At 58.8% G+C, this 23,147-nt stretch carries 17 protein-coding genes; 9 read left to right on the top strand and 8 right to left on the bottom strand.

The window, feature by feature from the left end; genetic code table 11:
* Window positions 1-136 precede the first annotated feature (136 nt).
* Together GHN92_RS06225 and ppsA are read right to left on the bottom strand one after the other, a co-directional pair.
* Entirely contained in the window at window positions 137-1,096 is a 960-nt protein-coding gene (locus tag GHN92_RS06225) for an alpha/beta fold hydrolase (protein ID WP_095019624.1), read from the bottom strand.
* A gap of 104 nt (window positions 1,097-1,200) precedes the next feature.
* Window positions 1,201-3,576: a phosphoenolpyruvate synthase gene (ppsA, locus tag GHN92_RS06220; RefSeq protein WP_095003117.1), complete on the bottom strand. Its 2,376-nt coding sequence runs from the start codon at window positions 3,574-3,576 to the stop codon at window positions 1,201-1,203.
* Window positions 3,577-3,753: 177 nt separating this feature from the next.
* On the opposite strand from ppsA, the gene GHN92_RS06215 reads away from it, so the two are divergent.
* On the top strand, window positions 3,754-4,572 hold the full coding sequence (locus GHN92_RS06215) for a pyruvate, water dikinase regulatory protein (RefSeq protein ID WP_133144872.1): 819 nt from the start codon (window positions 3,754-3,756) through the stop codon (window positions 4,570-4,572).
* Between the two features lie 89 nt (window positions 4,573-4,661).
* Here GHN92_RS06215 and prpD read toward each other — a convergent pair whose 3' ends face one another.
* From prpD to GHN92_RS06185, 6 genes are all read right to left on the bottom strand, one after another.
* Window positions 4,662-6,146 carry a 2-methylcitrate dehydratase gene (gene prpD, locus GHN92_RS06210; RefSeq protein ID WP_095039430.1) on the bottom strand — a complete coding sequence of 495 codons (1,485 nt, stop codon included), beginning with the start codon at window positions 6,144-6,146 and terminating at the stop codon, window positions 4,662-4,664.
* Window positions 6,147-6,306: 160 nt separating this feature from the next.
* On the bottom strand, window positions 6,307-7,497 hold the full coding sequence (gene prpF, locus GHN92_RS06205) for a 2-methylaconitate cis-trans isomerase PrpF (protein ID WP_133144871.1): 1,191 nt from the start codon (window positions 7,495-7,497) through the stop codon (window positions 6,307-6,309).
* Window positions 7,498-7,544: 47 nt separating this feature from the next.
* Window positions 7,545-10,136, bottom strand: coding sequence for a Fe/S-dependent 2-methylisocitrate dehydratase AcnD (gene acnD / locus GHN92_RS06200; protein ID WP_095003114.1), 2,592 nt, complete (start codon window positions 10,134-10,136; stop codon window positions 7,545-7,547).
* Window positions 10,137-10,211: 75 nt separating this feature from the next.
* Window positions 10,212-11,339: a 2-methylcitrate synthase gene (gene prpC, locus GHN92_RS06195; protein ID WP_133144870.1), complete on the bottom strand. Its 1,128-nt coding sequence runs from the start codon at window positions 11,337-11,339 to the stop codon at window positions 10,212-10,214.
* A gap of 165 nt (window positions 11,340-11,504) precedes the next feature.
* A complete protein-coding gene (prpB, locus tag GHN92_RS06190) occupies window positions 11,505-12,392 on the bottom strand; it encodes a methylisocitrate lyase (RefSeq protein WP_133144869.1) in 888 nt (295 codons plus the stop codon).
* Window positions 12,389-13,111, bottom strand: coding sequence for a GntR family transcriptional regulator (locus GHN92_RS06185; protein WP_095003169.1), 723 nt, complete (start codon window positions 13,109-13,111; stop codon window positions 12,389-12,391). Before GHN92_RS06185 ends, prpB begins: the two co-directional genes overlap by 4 nt.
* 280 nt (window positions 13,112-13,391) lie before the next feature.
* Between GHN92_RS06185 and GHN92_RS06180 the strand changes: the two genes are divergently transcribed.
* The 8 genes from GHN92_RS06180 (at window position 13,392) to GHN92_RS06145 (ending at window position 22,987) form a co-directional block, all read left to right on the top strand.
* Window positions 13,392-13,928, top strand: a complete 537-nt coding sequence (locus GHN92_RS06180; RefSeq protein ID WP_095003112.1) for an ATP-dependent zinc protease — start codon at window positions 13,392-13,394, stop codon at window positions 13,926-13,928.
* A 5-nt stretch (window positions 13,929-13,933) separates the two neighbouring features.
* Window positions 13,934-15,466, top strand: coding sequence for an inactive transglutaminase family protein (locus GHN92_RS06175; protein ID WP_095003111.1), 1,533 nt, complete (start codon window positions 13,934-13,936; stop codon window positions 15,464-15,466).
* Window positions 15,466-16,449: an alpha-L-glutamate ligase-like protein gene (locus GHN92_RS06170; RefSeq protein WP_095003110.1), complete on the top strand. Its 984-nt coding sequence runs from the start codon at window positions 15,466-15,468 to the stop codon at window positions 16,447-16,449. The genes GHN92_RS06175 and GHN92_RS06170 overlap by 1 nt, the downstream gene beginning before the upstream one ends.
* Window positions 16,450-16,640: 191 nt before the next feature.
* Entirely contained in the window at window positions 16,641-17,984 is a 1,344-nt protein-coding gene (pabB, locus tag GHN92_RS06165) for an aminodeoxychorismate synthase component I (protein ID WP_095021024.1), read from the top strand.
* Between the two features lie 68 nt (window positions 17,985-18,052).
* Entirely contained in the window at window positions 18,053-18,787 is a 735-nt protein-coding gene (locus GHN92_RS06160) for a phosphoadenylyl-sulfate reductase (protein ID WP_153379714.1), read from the top strand.
* Window positions 18,788-18,992: 205 nt separating this feature from the next.
* A complete protein-coding gene (locus tag GHN92_RS06155) occupies window positions 18,993-19,511 on the top strand; it encodes a sigma-70 family RNA polymerase sigma factor (RefSeq protein ID WP_095003108.1) in 519 nt (172 codons plus the stop codon).
* A 6-nt stretch (window positions 19,512-19,517) separates the two neighbouring features.
* Window positions 19,518-20,504, top strand: coding sequence for a FecR family protein (locus GHN92_RS06150; protein WP_153379712.1), 987 nt, complete (start codon window positions 19,518-19,520; stop codon window positions 20,502-20,504).
* Window positions 20,505-20,581: 77 nt separating this feature from the next.
* A complete protein-coding gene (locus tag GHN92_RS06145) occupies window positions 20,582-22,987 on the top strand; it encodes a TonB-dependent siderophore receptor (protein ID WP_095039431.1) in 2,406 nt (801 codons plus the stop codon).
* The last annotated feature ends 160 nt before the right edge of the window (window positions 22,988-23,147 follow it).

Raw genomic sequence — 23,147 nt, 5'->3', positions numbered from 1 at the left:
CACGCCATCCGCACCAGCTGCCGTATGAACGAAGCAGCTGCAGAAACACTGCAACTGTGGGAGCGAGCCTGCTCGCGAAGATCGTTCGCGAGCAGGCTCGCTCCCACAATAGAGGGCTTGACCTGCAACAGAGTATCTACAACGATTTCGTCGTGCCTTTTAGTAGCCAATCACGCACCAATGGCCACACTTCCTGCTGCGCAGACTGGCTGACCAGCATTTCAACGTGACTGTAATCAGAGCTGAAGCCATGCTCACGGCCAAGGGACACGAACATGCGCTGTTCTGAGCCCAACTGGTCGAACAGCTTGCGACACGCCCACTCCGGCGTTTGCCGATCACCCACCGCTGCCACCACCAGTGCCGGGACCTGAACCTCGGCCAAACCGGCCCACCAGTCGCGCTCGGCGTCCTTGAAACGCCCCATAAAACCATTCCAGCGCAGGGTTTCCAGGGCGATGCTGACCGGCTCGTCTTCCGGGCCACGCTTGAGTCGCGTCCCCGACAGTTGCTTGAAGCGCTTCAACAACAGATAGGCACCCCACTCAATCGGAGGAATTTTCAGTGACCAGTAACGGCGATTGATCTGACAGCCAAAAAACGCCGCCGACGCCACATCCGGCTCACTCAGATACTTGCCCCCCAAGGCCGCGGCCAAACTGATGGCACCCTGAGAATGGCCGAGCCAGTGCGGAACTTGCCCGCTTTGCTCGCGAACAAATGCCGCTATGGCTGGCAAGTCGTAGCGGGCATAGTCCGCCACGCGATTTTTAGCCCAGCTAATATTTCGTGACGAAAGACCATGGCCACGCATTTCGGGCAGCCACACATCAAACCCGGCACGCGCCAAAAACGCCCCTAGCCCTGCCCCCTTGGGCGAGTACCAAAAACGCCGATTGGAAAAACTGCCATGCAACAGGATGACCGGCACGCCGCGTACCTGGCTGTCGTCGGCCATCCCCAGGCGGGTCACCACCAGCTCAACGGAAATATCCGGGCTGTTGGCCGGTTTCAAGCGATAAACGTCTTCGCTCAGATCGCCCCGACGCTCAGCGCTGATCAGGGCAACGGGAAAAAGGAGACTGCTGCTTTGCATAATGCTCTTGCACAAAAAAGGGCGATTTCACACAGGAACTCGCCCTACCACTGCCTATAAAGAGCAGGGCAGCCCTTTGGCTGCCCTGCTCCACGCTCAACGACTCAAGCCTGCGCCTGACCCTCTGCAAGGAAGAACCAGGTTTCCAGAACGGTGTCCGGGTTCAGGGAAACACTTTCGATACCCTGCTCCATCAGCCATAGCGCCAGATCCGGGTGATCGGACGGGCCCTGGCCGCAAATACCGATGTACTTGCCAGCCTTGTTGCACGCCTGAATGGCGTTGGACAGCAGCTTTTTAACCGCCGGGTTGCGCTCATCAAACAGGTGCGCAATGACACCGGAGTCGCGGTCCAGACCCAGGGTCAGCTGAGTCAGGTCGTTGGAGCCGATGGAGAACCCGTCGAAGAACTCCAGGAACTCTTCAGCCAGGATCGCGTTGGAAGGCAGTTCGCACATCATGATCACGCGCAGACCGTTTTCACCACGCTTGAGGCCGTTTTCCGCCAGCAGATCTATCACCTGGCTCGCTTCACCCAGGGTACGGACGAACGGCACCATGATTTCAACGTTGGTAAAGCCCATTTCGTTACGCACACGCTTGAGCGCACGGCATTCAAGCTCGAAGCAGTCTCGGAAGTTTTCACTGATGTAACGCGAAGCACCGCGGAAGCCCAGCATCGGGTTCTCTTCTTCAGGCTCGTACAGCTTGCCGCCGATCAGGTTGGCGTATTCGTTGGACTTGAAGTCCGACAGGCGCACGATGACTTTTTTCGGTGCAAAAGCGGCGGCCAGGGTGCTGATGCCTTCAACCAGTTTTTCGACGTAGAAGCCCACCGGATCGTTGTAGCCGGCGATGCGCTTGTCGACGCTGTCCTTGATTTCCTGTGGCAGGCCATCGTAGTTCAGCAGGGCTTTGGGGTGTACACCGATCATGCGGTTGATAATGAACTCCAGACGGGCCAGGCCCACACCGGCGTTCGGCAATTGCGCGAAGTCAAAGGCACGGTCCGGGTTGCCGACGTTCATCATGATCTTGAACGGCAGGTCCGGCATGGCGTCCACGGAGTTCTTCTTGATATCGAAGCCCAGTTCGCCTTCAAAGATAAACCCGGTATCGCCTTCAGCGCACGAAACGGTAACGCCCTGGCCGTCTTTCAACAGCTGGGTGGCGTTGCCGCAACCCACCACGGCCGGGATACCCAGCTCGCGAGCGATGATCGCCGCATGACAGGTACGACCGCCGCGGTTGGTGACGATGGCGCTGGCGCGCTTCATCACGGGTTCCCAGTCCGGGTCGGTCATGTCGGAGACCAGTACGTCGCCCGGCTGGACTTTATCCATTTCCGACACGTCCTTGATGATGCGGACCTTGCCTGCACCGATACGCTGGCCAATGGCGCGGCCTTCAGCCAGTACCGTACCGGTTTCCTTGAGCAGGTAGCGCTCCATGACATTGCCGGCGCTGCGGCTTTTCACGGTTTCCGGGCGCGCCTGTACGATGTACAGCTTGCCGTCATCGCCGTCTTTGGCCCACTCGATGTCCATCGGGCACTTGTAGTGCTTCTCGATGATCATGGCTTGCTTGGCCAGTTCGCTGACTTCAGCATCGGTCAGGCAGAAACGCGCGCGATCGGCCTTTTCAACGTCGATCACCTTGACCGACTTGCCGGCCTTGGCTTCGTCGCCGTAGATCATCTTGATGGCTTTGCTGCCCAGGTTACGACGCAGAATCGCAGGGCGACCCGCTTCCAGGGTTTGTTTGTGAACGTAGAATTCGTCCGGGTTTACCGCACCTTGCACGACGGTCTCACCCAGGCCGTAGGCGCCGGTGATAAACACTACATCACGGAAGCCTGATTCAGTGTCCAGGGTAAACATCACGCCCGCGGTGCCGGTTTCGGAGCGCACCATGCGCTGTACGCCTGCAGACAGGGCGACCAGTTTGTGGTCAAAGCCCTGGTGCACGCGGTAAGAAATAGCGCGGTCGTTGAACAGGGAGGCAAATACTTCCTTGGCCGCACGAATGACGTTTTCAACGCCACGGATATTCAGGAAGGTTTCTTGCTGACCGGCAAAGGACGCGTCCGGCAAGTCTTCGGCGGTGGCCGAGGAGCGCACGGCAACGGCCATGTCAGGGTTGCCCTGGGACAAAGCGGCAAAGGCGGTACGAATTTCGGCGTTAAGCTTCTCCGGGAACTCGGCTTCCATGATCCATTGACGGATCTGGGCACCGGTTTTGGCCAGGGCATTGACGTCATCTACATCGAGCGCATCCAGCGCAGCGTGGATCTGGTCGTTCAAACCACTCAGTTCGAGAAAATCACGATATGCCTGAGAAGTCGTGGCGAAGCCACCGGGAACTGAAACACCAGCGCCTGCAAGATTACTGATCATCTCGCCGAGGGATGCGTTCTTGCCCCCCACATGCTCCACGTCATGGGCGCCGAGCTTATCGAGGGAAACTACGTACTCTACCAAGGTGATCTCTCCACTAACGGTGTTGGGAAAAGCTCAGGGCGCTGGATCCTCATCATGAGGCATCACAGCGATTGTGGCCTGGACCTGGAAAATAAGTGACACTGCCTGTCATGTAGCGCGACAAAAGCGCGCCTATCATATCCAAGAATCGTCACCAGCTTAAGGCCCAAGGCGCAAATGAAACGATCTGCTTTCTTTATATCCGATGGCACCGGTATTACTGCCGAAACCCTGGGCCAGAGTTTGCTGGCACAATTCGAAAATGTGACCTTCAGCAAGTTCACGCGCCCCTACATAGACAGCGTGGAAAAAGCGCGGGCAATGGTACAACAAATCGATAACGCCGCCGAAAAAGACGGATTCAGCCCGATAATTTTCGACACTATCGTCAATCAGGACATTCGCGAAATCCTCGCCACGTCCAATGGTTTCATGATCGACATCTTCTCCAGTTTCCTTGCTCCACTGGAGCAGGCGCTGGGTGAACATTCCTCGTATTCGGTGGGTAAGTCCCACTCCATTGGCCACAACTCCAACTATATGGAGCGCATCGAGGCGGTGAACTTTGCCCTCGACAATGATGACGGCGCCCGCACACACAAGTACGACAAGGCCGACCTGATCCTGGTTGGCGTGTCCCGTTGCGGCAAAACCCCGACCTGCCTTTATATGGCGATGCAATTCGGCATCCGCGCTGCCAACTACCCGCTGACCGATGACGACATGGAAAGCCTCAAGCTGCCGGCTGCCCTGCGTGTACACAAACACAAGCTCTTCGGCCTGACCATCGACCCGGACCGCCTGACGGCCATCCGCAACGAACGCAAGCCCAACAGCCGCTACTCAAGCTTTGCCCAGTGCGAATTTGAAGTGCGCGAAGTTGAACGCCTGTTTCAGCGCGAAAACATTCCGCATATCAACTCCACGCATTTCTCGGTGGAAGAAATATCGGCCAAGATCCTGGTCGAAAAAGGCGTGGAGCGGCGGTTCAAATAACAGCCCTGAACACATGAAACCTGTGGGAGCGAGCCTGCTCGCGAAGCCGGTAAAGCCCTTTCGCGAGCAGGCTCGCTCCCACTTCTGGCTCAAATCACCAACAGGTCCACAAACCGGTTAACCGGCGTGGCCTCCAGCGCCTGCTGATCCTTGCACAGGGTAAAAATCTGCGCACACCGCTGGCTCACAAAACGGGTGGCCAGGTTGGCCCTGAACTTGTCCTCCAGCAATGGAATCCCCTCATCACGACGCCGACGATGGCCAATGGGGTATTCCACTTCCACCTGCCCGGTGCTGGTGCCATCGCTGAAAAAAACCTCGATGGCATTGGCAATTGAGCGTTTGTCTGCCTCCAGGTACTCGCGTGTGTAGCGCGGATTTTCGACCACTACCATTTTTTCCCGCAATTGGTCGATGATCGGGTGGGCCGCGTGAAAATCATCTTCGTAGTGTTCTGCTATCAGATTGCCAAACGCCAGCGGTACCGCGGTCATGTATTGAATACAGTGATCACGGTCCGCCGCGTTGGCCAATTTGCCTTGCTTGGAAATGATCCGAATCGCCGATTCGTGGGTTGTAATCACGATTTTCTCGATATCGTGCAAGCGGTCCTTGACCTGGGGATGCAAGGTCACTGCTGCTTCGCACGCAGTCTGCGCATGGAATTCGGCCGGGAAGCTGATCTTGAACAGCACGTTTTCCATTACATAGGTGCCATAGGGCTGGCTCAGGCTGAACTGGCGCTGGTCCTCGGGCTTGAGCGCCAGATCCTTGTTGGTATGGCTGAACAGCACATCGTAGAAGCCCCATTGCGGCGCAGTCAGCACCCCGGGGATGCCCATTTCACCGCGTAACGCAATGTCAGCCAGACGCACCCCGCGACTCGACGCATCCCCGGCAGCCCAGGATTTACGCGATCCGGCGTTCGGCGCATGACGATAGGTGCGCAACGCCTGCCCATCCACAAAAGCATGGGACAGCGCCGACAGCAACTGCTCGCGAGTGGCGCCCATCAGTTTGGCGCACACCGCCGTCGAGGCGACCTTGACCAGCAGAACATGGTCCAGGCCAACACGATTGAAAGAGTTTTCCAGGGCAATCACGCCCTGAATCTCATGGGCCATGATCATTGCTTCGAGCACCGCCCGCATCGTCATCGGCGCTTCGCCATTGGCTACACGTTTTTGCGACAGATGATCGGCTACCGCCAGAATACCGCCCAGATTATCCGAAGGATGGCCCCACTCCGCCGCCAGCCAGGTGTCGTTGTAGTCCAGCCAGCGCACGATACAGCCGATGTCCCATGCCGCCTTGACCGGGTCCAGGCGAAACGAAGTACCTGGGACCCTCGCGCCAAAAGGCACAACCGTGCCCTCGACGAAAGGCCCCAGGTGCTTGCTGCACTCCGGAAAACGCAGCGCCAGCAGGCCGCAGCCCAAGGTATCCATCAGGCAGTTGCGGGCAGTATCGAGGGCTTCGGGGGAGGTGATGGTGTAGGACAGGACATAATCGGCAATGTCCTGCAAAACCTTGTCGTAATCGGGGCGGTTGTTGAGGTCGACGTTGGCGCTCATGGGGCAGTCTCCAAAGAGTGGGTAAGGGTCGTGTCCATCCTCAGGTTCATCGTGATTTTGCGGGTCTAAATGCCCGTTTGATGTATCAGAATCAAAAGCCCCTCACCCTGGCCCTCTCCCGGAGGGAGAGGGTTGGGGTGAGGGCAAAGGGTTCACCCGATCAAAAAGAATCACCCGGCACCCGCACCCAGCCTTCCATCAGTACCCGCGCACTGCGGCTCATGATGGCTTTGGTCACGGTCCATTCGCCGTCAACCTGCCGGGCTTCGGCACCCACGCGCAAGGTGCCCGAGGGATGGCCAAAGCGCACGGCATCGCGCTGTTCACCACCGGCCGCCAGGTTGACCAGCGTGCCCGGGATCGCCGCAGCCGTACCGATGGCCACCGCAGCGGTGCCCATCATGGCGTGGTGCAACTTGCCCATCGACAAGGCCCGCACCAGCAAATCCACACTCTGAGCACTGACCGGCTTGCCGCTGGATGACACGTAGTCCGCAGGCCCGGCAACAAAGGCGACCTTGGGCGTGTGCTGACGCTTGGCCGCGTCTTCAAGCTTGTCTATCAGGCCCATGCGCAACGCACCGTGAGCACGGATAGTTTCGAACATGGCCAGGGCTTTAGGGTCGCTGTTGATGTCGCTCTGCAGCTCTGCACCGCTGTAACCGATATCCCGCGCATTGACGAAAATCGTCGGAATCCCGGCATTGATCATGGTCACGTTCAAGGTGCCGACACCCGGTACTTCGAGGTCGTCCACCAGGTTACCGGTTGGAAACATCGAACCGCCTGCCCCCTCTTCATCCGCTGCCGGGCTGATAAATTCCAACTGCACTTCTGCGGCCGGGAAGGTCACGCCGTCGAGTTCAAAATCGCCGGTTTCCTGTACCGCACCGTCGGTGATCGGCACATGGGCAATGATGGTCTTGCCAATATTGGCCTGCCAGATACGTACCACCGCCGTACCATTGCGGGGGATACGAGCGGTATCCACCAGGCCGCTGCTGACCGCGAACGACCCGACCGCCGCAGACAGGTTGCCGCAGTTGCCGCTCCAGTCCACAAAGGGCTTGTCGATCGCGACCTGACCGAACAGGTAATCGACATCATGATCCGCACGCAGGCTTTTGCTGACGATCACGGTTTTGCTGGTGCTGGAAGTGGCCGCGCCCATGCCGTCGATCTGTTTTTCGTAAGGGTCTGGGCTACCGATCACGCGCAACAACAAGGCATCACGGGCGGCACCCGGTACCTGAGCCACGGCGGGAAGGTCCAGCAGACTGAAGAACACGCCTTTACTGGTGCCGCCACGCATATAGGTCGCGGGAATTCTGATTTGCGCTGCGTAGACCATATCACTGAGTCCTGTAGTAGCCGGGGCTCGTGGCCCCGGCGCTGGGGTTAGGCTGTCGCCGATTCCAGGAAGTCCTGGGCAAAACGCTGCAACACGCCGCCTGCTTCGTAGATCGAGACTTCTTCCGCAGTATCCAGGCGGCAGGTCACCGGCACTTCCAGGCGCTCACCATTTTTGCGGGTGATCACCAGGGTCAGCGTGGCACGCGGGGTGCGTTCGCCGATCACGTCGTAGGTTTCACTGCCGTCGATTTGCAGGGTTTTGCGGTTGGTGCCCGGCAAAAATTCCAGTGGCAACACGCCCATGCCCACCAGGTTGGTACGGTGAATACGCTCAAAGCCCTCGGCCGCAATGGCCTCGACCCCTGCCAGGCGCACCCCTTTGGCCGCCCAGTCACGGGACGAACCCTGACCGTAATCGGCGCCCGCGATAATGATCAACGGCTGCTTGCGTTCCATGTAGGTTTCGATGGCTTCCCACATGCGCATCACCTGCCCTTCGGGCTCAAGGCGAGTCAGGGAGCCCTGTTTGACCTTGCCGTCCTCGATCACCATTTCGTTGAACAGTTTCGGGTTGGCGAAGGTCGCGCGCTGGGCCGTCAGGTGGTCGCCGCGGTGCGTTGCGTATGAGTTGAAGTCGACTTCCGGCAAGCCCATTTTCGCCAGATATTCGCCTGCGGCGCTGTCGAGCATGATGGCGTTGGACGGCGACAAGTGGTCTGTGGTGATGTTGTCCGGCAGTACCGCCAGCGGGCGCATGCCCTTGAGCGGACGAGCCCCGGCCAACGCACCTTCCCAGTACGGCGGACGGCGGATGTACGTGCTCTGCGGGCGCCAGTCATACAGCGGCTCGACTTTCGGGCCGGTGTCTTCATGAATGGCGAACATCGGGATATACACCTGGCGGAACTGCTCCGGCTTCACGGCGGCCTTGACCACAGCGTCGATTTCTTCATCGCTCGGCCAGATGTCTTTCAGGCGGATTTCCTTGCCATTGGCGTCCAGGCCCAATACATCTTTCTCGATATCGAAGCGGATAGTGCCGGCAATCGCGTAGGCCACCACCAGCGGCGGCGAGGCGAGAAACGCCTGTTTGGCGTAAGGGTGAATACGCCCGTCAAAGTTGCGGTTGCCCGACAGTACAGCCGTGGCGTACAGGTCGCGGTCGATGATTTCCTGCTGGATGGCCGGGTCCAGGGCACCGGACATACCGTTGCAGGTGGTGCAGGCAAATGCCACCACGCCAAACCCCAGTTTCTCCAGTTCATGGGTCAAACCGGCTTCGTCCAGATACAGGGCCACGGTTTTGGAGCCCGGCGCCAGCGAGGTTTTGACCCACGGTTTGCGGCTCAGGCCAAGCTGGTTGGCATTGCGCGCCATCAAGCCCGCAGCGATCACGTTGCGCGGGTTGCTGGTATTGGTGCAGCTGGTGATCGCCGCGATGATGACCGCGCCGTCGGGCATTTGCCCCGGCACTTCGTCCCATTGACCGGCGATGCCTTTGGCCGCCAGATCAGTGGTGGCCACACGGGCGTGGGGGTTGCTCGGTCCGGCCATGTTGCGCACTACCGACGACAGGTCAAAGCTCAGGCTGCGCTCGTACTGCGCACCCTTCAGGCTGTCGGCCCAAAGGCCGCTGACCCTGGCGTAGTTCTCCACCAGTTGCACTTGCTGATCTTCACGACCAGTCAGCTTGAGGTAGTCAATGGTTTGCTGGTCGATGTAAAACATCGCAGCCGTGGCGCCGTATTCAGGAGCCATGTTGGAAATGGTGGCACGGTCGCCCAGGGTCAGCGCTGCGGCACCTTCACCGAAGAACTCCAGCCAGGCACCGACCACTTTCTGCTTGCGCAGGAACTCGGTGAGCGCCAGCACCATATCGGTGGCGGTAATGCCCGGTTGCAGCTTGCCGGTCAGTTCGACGCCGACGATTTCCGGCAGGCGCATCCACGAGGCACGGCCAAGCATCACGCTTTCGGCCTCAAGACCACCGACACCAATGGCGATCACGCCCAGCGAATCCACGTGAGGGGTGTGGCTGTCAGTGCCTACGCAGGTATCAGGGAAGGCCACACCGTCGCGCACCTGGATCACCGGAGACATTTTCTCCAGGTTGATCTGGTGCATGATGCCGTTGCCCGGCGGGATCACATCAACGTTTTTAAAGGCTTTTTTGGTCCATTCGATAAAGTGGAAGCGGTCTTCGTTGCGACGGTCCTCGATGGCGCGGTTCTTTTCAAATGCCTCGGGGTCGTAGCCGCCGCATTCCACCGCCAGCGAGTGGTCGACGATCAGTTGGGTCGGCACTACCGGATTGACCTGGGCCGGGTCACCACCCTGCTGGGCGATGGCGTCACGCAGGCCGGCGAGGTCGACCAGCGCGGTCTGGCCGAGAATGTCGTGGCACACCACACGCGCCGGGAACCACGGAAAGTCGAGATCGCGCTTGCGATCGATCAACTGGCTCAGCGATGCATTCAGGGTGGCAGGATCACAGCGGCGTACCAGGTTTTCGGCCAGTACGCGGGAGGTGTAAGGCAATGTGTCGTACGCACCGGGCTTGATCGCATCGACGGCCGCACGGGTGTCGAAATAATCCAGCCGGGTGCCCGGTAATGTTTTGCGAAATTCAGTATTCATTGGCGCAGGACTCGATCACGGTAGTTACAAAAGAGGGAACCGGCTCCCACCTTCAGCGGGAGCCAGTGGCCTCACTCAGCGACGTTCGATTGGCACGAACTTGCGCTGTTCTACGCCGATGTATTCGGCGCTCGGACGGATGATGCGGTTGTTGGCACGCTGCTCGAACACATGCGCCGCCCAGCCGGTCAGGCGTGAGCAGACAAAGATCGGGGTAAACAGCTTGGTCGGGATACCCATGAAGTGATACGCCGAGGCATGGTAGAAATCGGCGTTGGGGAACAGCTTCTTTTGTTCCCACATGGTTTTGTCGATCGCTTCGGAGACCGGGAACAACACGGTGTCGCCCACTTCGTCGGCGAGTTTTTTCGACCAGCCCTTGATCACTTCGTTACGCGGGTCGCTGTCTTTGTAGATCGCATGGCCAAAGCCCATGATCTTGTCCTTGCGCGCCAGCATGCCGAGGGTGCCTTGCACCGCCTCTTCTGCCGAGTCGAAGCGTTCGATCATTTCCATCGCCGCCTCGTTGGCGCCGCCGTGCAGCGGGCCGCGCAGCGAGCCGATCGCTGCAGTGATGCATGAATACAGGTCGGACAAGGTCGAGGCACAAACACGGGCAGTAAAGGTCGAAGCGTTGAACTCGTGCTCGGCGTAAAGGATCAGTGACACGTTCATCACCTTGACGTGCAACTCGCTCGGTTTTTTGTCGTGCAGCAAGTGCAGGAAGTGGCCGCCGATCGACTCTTCGTCGGTTACGCAGTGAATGCGCTTGCCGTCATGGCTGAAGCGATACCAGTAGCACATGATCGCCGGGAAGGCGGCCAGCAGGCGGTCGGTCTTGTCCTGTTGCTCGGCGAAGTCTTTCTCCGGCTCGATATTGCCCAGGAACGAGCAACCGGTGCGCATCACGTCCATCGGGTGGGCGTCGGCGGGAATGCGCTCCAGCACTTCTTTCAATGCCTGGGGCAGATCGCGCAGCTTTTGCAGCTTGGCCGTGTAGGCAGCCAGTTGGGTCTTGGTCGGCAGTTCGCCATATAACAGCAGGTAAGCCACTTCTTCAAAGCGTGCTTCGGCCGCCAGTTCACGTACGTCATAACCACGATAAGTGAGGCCTGCGCCTTCCTGGCCTACGGTGGACAGGGCCGTTTGCCCGGCCACCTGGCCGCGTAGTCCGGCACCACTCAATACTTTTGCTTCGGCCATTGCGCTTCTCCAATCTTGAATTTGTTAGGGATTCGGCAACTACTGGGTTCAATACATACCTGTGTGGGAGCGAGCCTGCTCGCGATTCAGGCAACACGGTTTGCCTGAATCACTGCGGTGACCCTATCGCGAGCAAGCCCGCGCCCACAGAGTCACAGTGTTCTGTTACTTCTTCGCGGCAAACAACGCATCGAGCTTCTGCTCGAACTCGTGGTAGTTGATGGCATCGTAAAGTTCCATGCGGGTTTGCATGCTGTCGATCACGTTTTGCTGGGTGCCGTCGCGGCGGATCGCGGTGTAGACGTTTTCGGCCGCCTTGTTCATGGCCCGGAATGCCGACAGCGGATACAGCACCAGCGATACGTCAGCACCGGCCAGTTGCTCGGTGGTGTACAGCGGCGTGGCACCGAATTCGGTGATATTGGCCAGGATCGGGGCTTTGACCCGGTTGGCAAACAGTTTGTACATCTCAAGCTCGGTAATGGCTTCCGGGAACACCATGTCAGCCCCCGCTTCAACACAGGCCGCGGCACGTTCCAGGGCTGACTCAAGCCCTTCCACCGCCAGCGCATCGGTTCGCGCCATGATCACGAAGCTGTCATCGGTACGCGCATCGACGGCGGCCTTGATGCGGTCGACCATTTCCTGCAGCGAAACGATTTCCTTGTTCGGGCGATGACCGCAACGCTTGGCGCCTACCTGGTCTTCAATGTGAATCGCCGCAGCGCCGAACTTGATCATCGACTTGACCGTGCGGGACACGTTGAAAAACGAAGAGCCGAAGCCGGTATCCACGTCCACCAGCAATGGCAGATCACATACATCGGTAATGCGTCGTACATCAGTCAGTACATCGTCCAGACCCGTAATACCCAGATCAGGTACGCCCAGCGACCCGGCTGCGACGCCTCCACCCGATAGATAGATGGCCTTGAAACCCGCACGCTTGGCCAGCAGCGCATGATTGGCGTTGATCGCACCCACCACTTGCAAAGGATGTTCGCTTGCAACTGCATCACGGAAACGCTGGCCTGGACTGTTCTTATTGCTCATGACTCACCTCGTGGAGTGGCTGTCTGCTGGGCACCGTCTTGGTAATGACGGGCAATATTGCGTTTAGATGCGCCGATATGTCGGCGCATCAACAATTCGGCCAGTTCGCCGTCGCGATCGGCAATGGCATCGAGAATCCGGTGATGCTCGGCAAACGCCTGATGTGGGCGGTTGGGCGTGGCGGAAAACTGGATGCGGTACATGCGCACCAACTGGTACAACTCGCCACAGAGCATTTGCGTCAGGGTGCGATTGCCACTGCCCTGAATAATTTTGTAATGAAAATCGAAGTCGCCTTCTTGCTGGTAGTAACCGACGCCCGCCTGAAACGCCTCATCGCGCTCATGGGTTTCGAGCACCTGGCGTAGCTCGGCGATGTCTTCGTCACTCATGCGTTCGGCGGCCAGGCGGCAGGCCATGCCTTCCAGGGACTCGCGAATTTCGTAGAGTTCGATCAGCTCGGCATGGCTCAGCGACACGACCCGCGCCCCGACATGGGGGACGCGCACCAACAAACGCTGGCCTTCAAGGCGATGGATGGCTTCGCGCAATGGCCCGCGGCTGATGCCGTAGGTGCGCGCCAGTTCGGGCTCGGAGATCTTGCTTCCCGGGGCGATTTCGCCTTTGACAATAGCCGCCTGAATGCGCCGAAAAACGTTCTCGGAAAGGGTTTCCGAGTCGTCCTGGGCGATCGTGGCAGGTTCCAGTGCTTGCAGCATATTGTCGACACCTTGAAAATCAATAGTGCTGAAATTAGCTATTTCAGCCCTGATAGTCAAAGAATAAATCGACATTGTCGACAATCCAATAATACGACCTTGGTTGTATCGACAGGGTTGATCGCCGCTTGCAAGCGCCTCGGCGCTGGCGCCATAAAACCATCATGTTAGAATGCCGACCGCATCCGCCCTGCCCTCATCCATAGGGCAGCCGCACGAGGAAACTTGCGCTCCTGCCAGTCGCCTTGAACTGAAGATTGCAAGAGACGTGCTTCGATTTATGAAATTGCTTCCCCTCTATATCCTCGCCTTCCTGCTGTGCATACCCGGCCTGAGCCTGGCTGGCGAAAAAACCGTGTACGGCCTCAACGAATACGCTGAACTGGCAGGTATCGACCTGCAGGTGGCGGCCAAACTCGACACCGGCGCCAAGACCGCCTCGCTCAGCGCCCGAGATATCAAGCGCTTCAAGCGTGATGGCGAGAGCTGGGTACGCTTTTACCTGGCCATCGATGATGCCCACTCGCACCCCATCGAACGCCCGCTGGCCCGTGTCAGCAAGATCAAGCGACGCTCGGGTGATTACGATCCTGAGTCCGACAAAAACTACACCTCGCGCCCGGTTATTTCCCTGGAAATCTGCATGGGCAAGGCTTTACGCACCATCGAAGTGAACTTGACCGATAGAAGTGCGTTCCAATACCCGCTGTTGATTGGCTCCGAAGCGCTCAAACGCTTTGATGCGCTGGTCGACCCAAGCCTTAAATACGCTGCTGGCAAACCTGCCTGCGTCGCCAACGCTCAAACCGCAGAGTAATTGAAATGCGCGCTCTTACCCTTCACCTGAAAATATTGATCACCATCCTTGTGGTGCTGGGCATTTCGATTACGGCCTATCAGATTTTCGTCCTCGGCATTCCTGTGACCGAAGACGCCACGGACGACTTGTGGAATATCGACGCCAAGGTCGAGTTCGTCGCCAGCTCCAAAGACCCGGTCAAGATCCAGATGTTCGTGCCGCCGCTTAACCGCGACTACGTCAGCCTCAACGAGAGCTTTATCTCCAACAACTACGGGGTGAGCGTCAACCGGGTTGACGGCAACCGCAAGGTCACCTGGTCGGCACGCCGGGTCAGTGGCAAGCAAACCCTGTACTACCGCCTGGTGTTGACCAAGCGCTACTCGGGCGACAAGACCAAGGTCAAAGGCCCGGTGTTCCGCGACAGCATCGCCGTGGAAGGCCCGGAAAAAATCGCCGCCGAAGCCTTGCTTGCACCTATCCGCCAGCACTCGGCCGATGTCGAAACCTTTATCAGCGAAACCATCAAGCGCGTCAGCAATGCCAATGATGACAACGTGAAACTGCTGCTGGCGGGTGATCCTTCGACTGCGCACAAGGCACAAATCATCGAGCTGCTGCTGTCGATTGCCCACGTTCCAATGGAAAAAGTCCACACCATCCGCCTGGTAGCCGATCAGCCGCAAACCCCGGAACTGTGGCTGCGCAGCTTTAACGGCAACGACTGGCTGTACTTCAACCCGGAAACCGGCGAACAGGGCCTGCCATCCGACCGCCTGCTGTGGTGGATCGGCGACGAACCGATGGTAACCGTCGATGGCGGCAAAAAAGCCAACGTTACCTTCAGCCTGAACAACAGCGAAATGAACGCCATTCGCCTGGCCAAGCTGACCGACGAAAACACCGACGCCAACTTCCTCGAATACTCACTGTACGGCTTGCCGCTGCAGACCCAGCAAACCTTCATGATCATGGTCATGATCCCGATCGGGGTACTGGTGATCCTGATTCTGCGCAACCTGATCGGCCTGCAAACCCTGGGCACATTCACCCCGGTACTGATTGCCCTGGCCTTCCGTGAGACCCAACTGGGCTTCGGCATCATCCTCTTTACGGTGATCACCGCACTTGGGCTGACGCTACGTTCCTACCTTGAACACTTGAAGCTGCAGATGCTGCCACGCCTGTCTGTAGTACTGACCTTTGTCGTTATCCTGATCGCGGCCATCAGCCTGTTCAGCCACAAGCTGGGTCTGGAGCGCGGGCTTTCAGTCGCCTTGTTCCCGATGGTGATTCTGACGATGACCATCGAGCGCCTGTCGATCACCTGGGAAGAGCGCGGTGGCGGGCATGCCATGAAGGTCGCGATCGGCACCCTGTTCGCAGCCACCCTGGCGTATCTGGTCATGAGCGTGCCGGAACTGGTGTACTTCGTGTTCACCTTCCCGGCGATCCTGCTGATCATGGTGGGCTTCATGCTGGCAATGGGTCGCTATCGTGGCTACCGCCTGACCGAACTGGTGCGTTTCAAAGCATTCTTGAAGGCTGACTCCTGATGTTCGGCTTCTGGAAGACCTGGAAGGCCCTGGAAGCCCGGGGCATCATGGGCATTAATCGGCGCAATGCGGACTACGTACTCAAGTACAACAAACGCAGCCTGTATCCGATTGTGGATGACAAGATCATCACCAAGGAACGTGCAATCAAAGCGGGTATTCACGTACCTGAGATGTACGGCGTGATTTCCACCGAGAAAGAAATCGAAAAGCTGGATGACATCATCGGTGACCGCAACGACTTCGTGATCAAGCCCGCACAAGGCGCGGGCGGTGACGGCATTCTGGTGATCGCGGACCGCTTCGAAGACCGCTTCCGTACCGTCTCGGGCAAGATCATCAGCCATGAAGAGATCGAACATCAGATTTCCAGCATCCTCACCGGCCTGTACTCCCTGGGTGGTCACCGGGACCGGGCATTGATCGAATACCGGGTAACCCCGGACCAGATCTTCAAAAGCATCAGCTACGAAGGCGTGCCGGATATCCGCATCATCGTGCTGATGGGTTACCCGGTAATGGCCATGCTGCGCCTGCCTACCCGGCAATCGGGCGGCAAGGCCAACCTGCACCAGGGCGCCATCGGTGTTGGCGTCGACCTGGCCACCGGCCTGACCCTGCGTGGCACCTGGCTGAACAACATCATCAGCAAGCACCCCGACACCACCAACGCGGTGGACGGCGTGCAACTGCCCAACTGGGACGGTTTCATGAAGCTGGCGGCCGGTTGCTACGAGTTATGCGGCCTGGGCTACATAGGCGTGGACATGGTTCTCGATCAGGATAAAGGCCCGCTGATTCTGGAACTCAACGCCCGTCCGGGCCTGAATATCCAGATTGCCAACGATTGCGGCCTGACCCTGCGCACCCACGCAGTCGAGGCCCACCTCGAAGAACTGGCCGCCAAAGGCATCAAGGAAACACCGGAAGAGCGCGTGCGCTTTGCCCAGGAACTATTCGGCCATATTCACCCGCCCGAATAAGCGTTTTCACACCTTTGGGAGCGGGCTTGCTCGCGATGCTATCAACGCGTTTTACCTGCTAAACCGCGTCGCTTCTATCGCGAGCAAGCCCGCTCCCACAGTTCTCGCAGTCCCCACAAGCCGCATAGATTTGCAACCCTGCACAGGACTACAATCAGCCCCCCCCCGCTCCGATGGCTGATTTGCTGCGCATGTTGACCTGCTCCGTACACCCGCTGCCTTACCTCGCCAACCCTGCCGACTATTTTTCGGCCATTCGCAATGCACCCGGCGCCGTGCTGCTCGACAGTGGCCGCCCCACTGCAGACCGTGGTCGCTTTGACCTGATGAGCGCATGGCCTGAGGCAGAACTGACCCTGCAGCCAGACGAGTCGGGGCGCGACTTTCTGCAACGCCTGCGTGAAGGCCTCAAGCAACTGGGCGCTGCCAGCCTCCCGGACGAATACGAACTGCCGTTTGCTGGCGGTCTGATCGGTTACCTGAGTTACGACTTTGGCCGACAACTCGAACAGCTGCCCGCCAACGCCCGGGATGACCTGCACCTGCCCGAAGCGCAATTGGGCCTGTATGCCTGGGCGCTGATCAGTGACCATTATGCAGCCACCAGCCAGCTTGTATTTCACCCAAGCCTCGAAACAGCAGAGCGCCAGCGCCTGATCCAGTTGTTCAGCCAGCCTGCCCCGTCGCACAACAAGCCATTCAATCTCAAGCAACCGATGCAACCGGATATCAGCGCCAGCCAGTACCAGCAGGCTCTGGAACAGATCCATCGGTATATCCAGGCGGGCGACTGCTATCAGGTCAATTACACCCAGCGCTTCAGCGGCCAGTGCGAGGGCGATGCCTGGAGTGCCTATGGCGCATTGCGCGCGGCCTGCCCCACACCTTTTTCCGGCTTTATGAGCCTGGCGGGCGACAACGCGATCCTGAGCCTCTCTCCTGAGCGCTTTGTACGGATAAGTCAGAATCAAGTGGAAACCCGACCGATCAAAGGCACCCGCCCAAGGGGCAAAGACAGCCGCGAAGATGCAGCCAACGCCGCCGAACTGCTGGCCAGCCCCAAGGATCGCGCAGAAAACCTGATGATCGTCGATTTGCTGCGCAACGACCTGGGGCGCACCTGCCGCACCGGTTCGGTGAGCGTGCCGCAGTTGTTTACACTCGAAAGCTATCCCAACGTCCATCACCTGGTGAGCAGCGTGATCGGCGAACTGGCCGATGGCAAAGACGCCCTGGACCTGATTGGCGACAGCTTTCCGGGCGGCTCGATTACCGGCGCCCCGAAAATCCGCGCCATGCAGATCATCGACGAGCTGGAACCCACCCGACGCAGCATTTACTGCGGCTCTCTGCTGTACCTCGACGTGCGTGGCGAAATGGACAGCTCCATCGCCATCCGCAGCCTGCTGGTCAAGGACGGGCGCATCAGTTGCTGGGGCGGCGGCGGCATTGTGGCCGACTCCGACTGGCAGGATGAATACCAGGAATCCATCACCAAAGTGAAGGTACTGCTCGATACGCTGCAAACCCTGTAGCCCGCGCTTTTTGATAAGATCACGAGACTAGAGAGCGCCCAGCGCCATTCACTGCAGGAAGCCGCCTGATGAGCCATCCGTTTGACGTCGCCGAACTCGCCGCGACATACGCCAGCAAGTCCCCGCAAGATATTCTCAAACTTGCCTTTGAACATTTTGGCGACGAACTCTGGATCTCCTTCAGCGGCGCCGAAGACGTGGTGCTGGTGGACATGGCCTGGAAGCTCAACAAGAACGTCAAGGTGTTCAGCCTCGACACCGGCCGCCTGCACCCCGAGACCTACCGGTTTATCGAACAGGTACGTGAACATTACAAGATCCAGATCGAGCTGATCTCGCCGGATCAAAGCAAGCTCGAACCCTTCGTCAAAGAGAAAGGCCTGTTCAGCTTCTATAAAGACGGCCATGGCGAATGCTGCGGCATACGCAAGATCGAGCCGCTGCGACGCAAGCTGTCGACGGTCAAGGCCTGGGCCACCGGCCAGCGCCGCGACCAGAGCCCCGGCACCCGCAGCCAGGTTGCCGCCCTGGAAATTGACGGCGCGTTCTCTACACCCGAGCGCACGCTGTACAAGTTCAACCCGTTGGCACAAATGACCAGCGAGGAAGTCTGGGGCTATATCCGCATGCTGGAGCTGCCTTACAACAGCCTGCATGAACGCGGCTTTATCAGCATCGGCTGCGAGCCCTGCACCCGTCCGGTACTGCCCAACCAGCACGAGCGCGAAGGCCGCTGGTGGTGGGAAGACGCCACGCAAAAAGAATGCGGGCTGCATGCCGGCAATTTGATCGCGAAGAACTAAAACACCCGCCTCCACACTCTGTGGGAGCGGGCTTGCTCGCGATGGATACAACGCGGTGTACCTGCCACACCGAGGCGATCCCATCGCGAGCAAGCCCGCTCCCACAGTTGCAAGTGACCGTTACATTTCATCGCCCGCCTTGCGTTTACCCCGGACTTTCGTTGAGAATTGGTAATTATTCTCAATAACATTTAGGCAGCGTCCTATGTCTTCGGGTGAACCGTCCTACCAGAGCGCTATTACCGAACTGTACTGCGAGCATCACGGCTGGCTGTTTGGCTGGCTACGCAGAAAGCTCGGTTGCGCGCAAAATGCCGCCGATCTGGCCCAGGACACCTTCGCCCGAATTCTCAATGCCCGCGAGTCGGTAGCCACCCTGCGCGAGCCCCGGGCCTTTTTGAGCACCACGGCACGCCGCCTGATCATCGATCAGGTGCGCCGCAAACAGATAGAAAACGCCTACTTGCAAGAACTTGCGCTGACCGCCGAGGCACTCGAAGGCTATCAATCACCCGAGCAAATTCTTACCACCCTGGAAGCCCTGGAGCAGATCGCCTTTATTCTCGAAGGCATGCAGGACAAAGCCCGCCAGGCCTTTGTGCTGTATTACCTGGACGGCCTGACCCAGTGCCAAATCGCCCGGCAACTGGGCCTGTCTGACCGCACCGTGCGCAAGTACCTTATCCAGGCCCTGCTGCATTGCAGCCACAGCCTGAACACCTGAGCCCGCATGCCCGAACAGCCCGATTCAATAGACGAACAAGCCGCCGAATGGATCCTTCGCCTGCACGAGGAAGGCTTCAGCGAGGGCTTGCGCCTGGAATTCGAGCGCTGGAAACAGCAAAGCCCGCAAAACGCCGCCGCAGCCCGGCGCATGCAAGATGTCATCAACCGCCTACAGGCGTTGCGCCAGCAGTCGACGCCAGCCAAGGCAGCGCTCAATGCCGCATTTGCCGGGCGCAAGGCAGTCACCCGACGCAAACATGCCTTGCGCGCCCTGCTGATTGCCGGCTGCCTGGCCCTGCCGGCCACCCTGCTGGTGCAAAGCCATTATCCCGAGCAATGGCTGGCCGATATCAGCACCGGCCCCAATGACTGGAAAACACAGCGCCTGGCCGACAACTCGAGCATTACCCTCAGCGGCACCAGCGCGCTCAATGTACATTTTGACGGCCAGGCGCGGCGCATTGAACTACTGCAAGGTGAAGTACTGGTCGACGTCGCCCATGACAGCGCCCGGCCATTTTTCGTGGAAACAGCCCAAGGCAGCATGCGCGCCATGGGCACCCGCTTTGTAGTCAAGCGCCAGGGTGACACCACCGTATTGAGCATGTTGCAGTCTCGCGTCGCCGCGCAAAGCGCGAACGAGCAGCAAACCCTGGAGGTGAGTGCAGGCTCCCGGGCGCTGATTCGCCAGGGCTCGGTCGAACTGGCTGGCAGCATCTCCCCGGCCAGCATCGATCAGGCTTGGGAGCGCCATCAACTGGTGGTTGAAGATCAGCCGCTGCCTCAGGTGCTTGATGAAATTTCCCGCCATCGACGCGGGCACCTGCAGTTTGATCGCAACACCCTGGCCGGCCTGCGCGTCTCGGCTGTACTGCCTCTGGACGATACCGACCGGGCGTTGCAACTGATCGCCGACACCTTGCCCCTGCAGATCAAAACCTACACACCCTGGCTGGTTGTGATCAGCCAGTTGCACACCCCTGAAAAATAATAATTCCCATTCGTTCCGCTTTTGTCGAGTCAGCCGTCAAGGTAGGTAACAACGACTCATAAAGGACTACGTCTTCCATGCTGACCTCCTACAAACCCCTTGCGCTGGCGATTCACTTGATCGTTGCGTCGGCGGCTGGCGTGGCATACGCCGCCACTGCCCAGGCACAAACTGCAGCCGTACAGAGCTACGACATACCCGCAGGTCCGCTGAGCAACGCACTGAACCGCTTCGCGCAACAAGCCGGCGTGGCGATCATTTTTCAGTCGAGCAACCTGGAAGGCCTGTCGACTCCGGGCCTGCAGGGTGCCTACAACGAACATGACGGATTCGAAGCCTTGTTGCGGGGCAGCGGCTATACCATGGTCAAAGGCGCCAACGGCTACAGGCTCGACGCCCTGCCCGCGGCAGGCGGCGCACTGGAGTTGGGCGCCACCCAGGTCAGCGCCAACCAGCTCGGGACTATCACCGAAGGCACCGGCTCCTACACCCCCGGCTCCATCGCGACAGCAACACGCATGGTACTGACGCCAAGGGAAACCCCCCAGTCCATTTCCGTGGTGACCCGCCAGGCCATGGACGATTTCGGCATGAACTCCATCGATGACGTGATGCGCCACACCCCCGGCATCACCGTGGCCACCTATGACAGCGATCGCACCAGCTATTACTCCCGTGGTTTTGCGATCAAGAACTTCCAGTACGACGGCATCCCCATCTTGCAAGACCCGCAGTACTCGGCCGGGCACACCCTGACTGACACCGCCATCTATGACCGGGTCGAAATCCTGAAAGGCGCAACCGGCCTGCTCACCGGCGCTGGCGGACCGGGCGGTACCATCAATATGGTGCGCAAAAAACCGACCCGCGAATTCAAGGCCCATATCGATGTGGGCGCAGGCTCCTGGGAAAACTACCGCTCCGAAATCGATGTCAGCGGGCCATTAACCGAGAGCGGCAATGTGCGTGGCCGGGCCGTGGCGGCTTACCAGGACAAGCACTCATTCATGGATCACTACAAGCGTGACAGCGAGGTTTACTACGGCATTCTTGAAGTGGATCTGAGCCCCGACACCCTGCTGACCCTGGGTGCCGATTATCAGGACAACAACCCCAAAGGTTCCAGCTGGTCAGGCAGCGCATCACTGTTCAATTCCAAAGGTGACCGGATCAGCACCCCGCGCTCATTCAACAATGGCGCCAAATGGAGCAGTTGGGAGCAATACACCCGCACGGTGTTCTCAACCCTGGAACACAACTTTGCCAACGGCTGGGTAGTCAAAGGCCAGTACAACCACCAGATCAACGGCTATAACGCCCCGCTGGGCGCCCTGCTTGACCCGGACGCCACTACCGGGCTGGCAAAAATGCTCGCCCGCAAATACACCGGCGAATATGTCAGCGACAGCGGTGACCTGTTTGCCACCGGTCCGTTCAGCCTGCTGGGGCGCGAACATGAACTGGTCGTCGGTGGCTCGGTGTCCAAATCGCACTGGACTGGCAAGGACTATACCAATGCCAATATGGTCAACAACGCCTACGACTACTACAACTGGAAAGGCAACAGCCTTGAGCCGGACTGGGGCAATGTCACTTCATACAACGATGAAACAACACGCCAGACCGGTACCTACGTGACCGGCCGCTTCAGCCTGACCGACGACCTCAAACTGATGCTGGGCACCCGGGTGGCCAATTACACCCTGACCGGCACCAGCCAGGCCAAGGACACGGGCAAAGTGCTGCCCTACGCAGCCCTGATCTACGACATCAATGACAATATTTCGGCCTATACCAGCTACACAGAGATTTTCCTGCCGCAGTCGTATTACCGCGATCGCGACAACAAGATGCTTGAGCCGGATGAAGGCACCAACTACGAGCTGGGGCTGAAAGGCGAGTTCTTTGATGGCCGCCTGAATTCAAGCCTGGCCTACTTTGAAGTGCATCAGGACAACCGTCCTGAAGCAGACATGGCCTACAACGGCAATCCGACCAACCCGGACATCGACTACGCCTACAAAGGTATCAAGGCCACGACCAAGGGTTACGAAGCAGAGATCTCCGGTGAGCTGATGCCAGGCTGGCAATTGCAGGCGGGGTACACCCACAAGGTCAGCCGTGACCAGGGCGGCACAAAGGTCTCGACCTGGGAACCGGAAGACCAGATCAACCTGTACACCAGCTACAAGCTGACCGGCGATCTGGACAAACTGACCCTGGGCGGCGGCGTTCGCTGGCAGAGCACCGGCTGGCAGATGCTGACCAACTGGAACAAGGGCGGCACCGTGGAAAAATTCTCCCAGGACCCATACTGGCTGGTTGATCTGATGGCGCGCTATCAGATTTCGAAAAACCTGTCGGCCACGGTCAATCTGAACAACGCATTCGACAAGTCGTATTACACCAATATCGGTTTTTATAACTCGTCGTACTACGGTGACCCTCGCAATGTGATGGTGACCACGCGCTGGGATTTCTAAACCCCACACACCACAAAACACCCGCGCACAAAAAATCCTGCACTAAGCAGGCTTTTTTGTTGATCACAAGCGTTCAAGGGGCCTGTGTTCAGAATATGGCGCAGCGGACGGGACTCGAACCCGCGACCCCCGGCGTGACAGGCCGGTATTCTAACCGACT

Source organism: Pseudomonas sp. FSL R10-2964 (assembly GCF_009600035.1).
In the GTDB taxonomy this organism is placed as follows: domain Bacteria; phylum Pseudomonadota; class Gammaproteobacteria; order Pseudomonadales; family Pseudomonadaceae; genus Aquipseudomonas; species Aquipseudomonas bubulae.
This window is presented reverse-complemented; position numbering and strand designations above follow the sequence as displayed.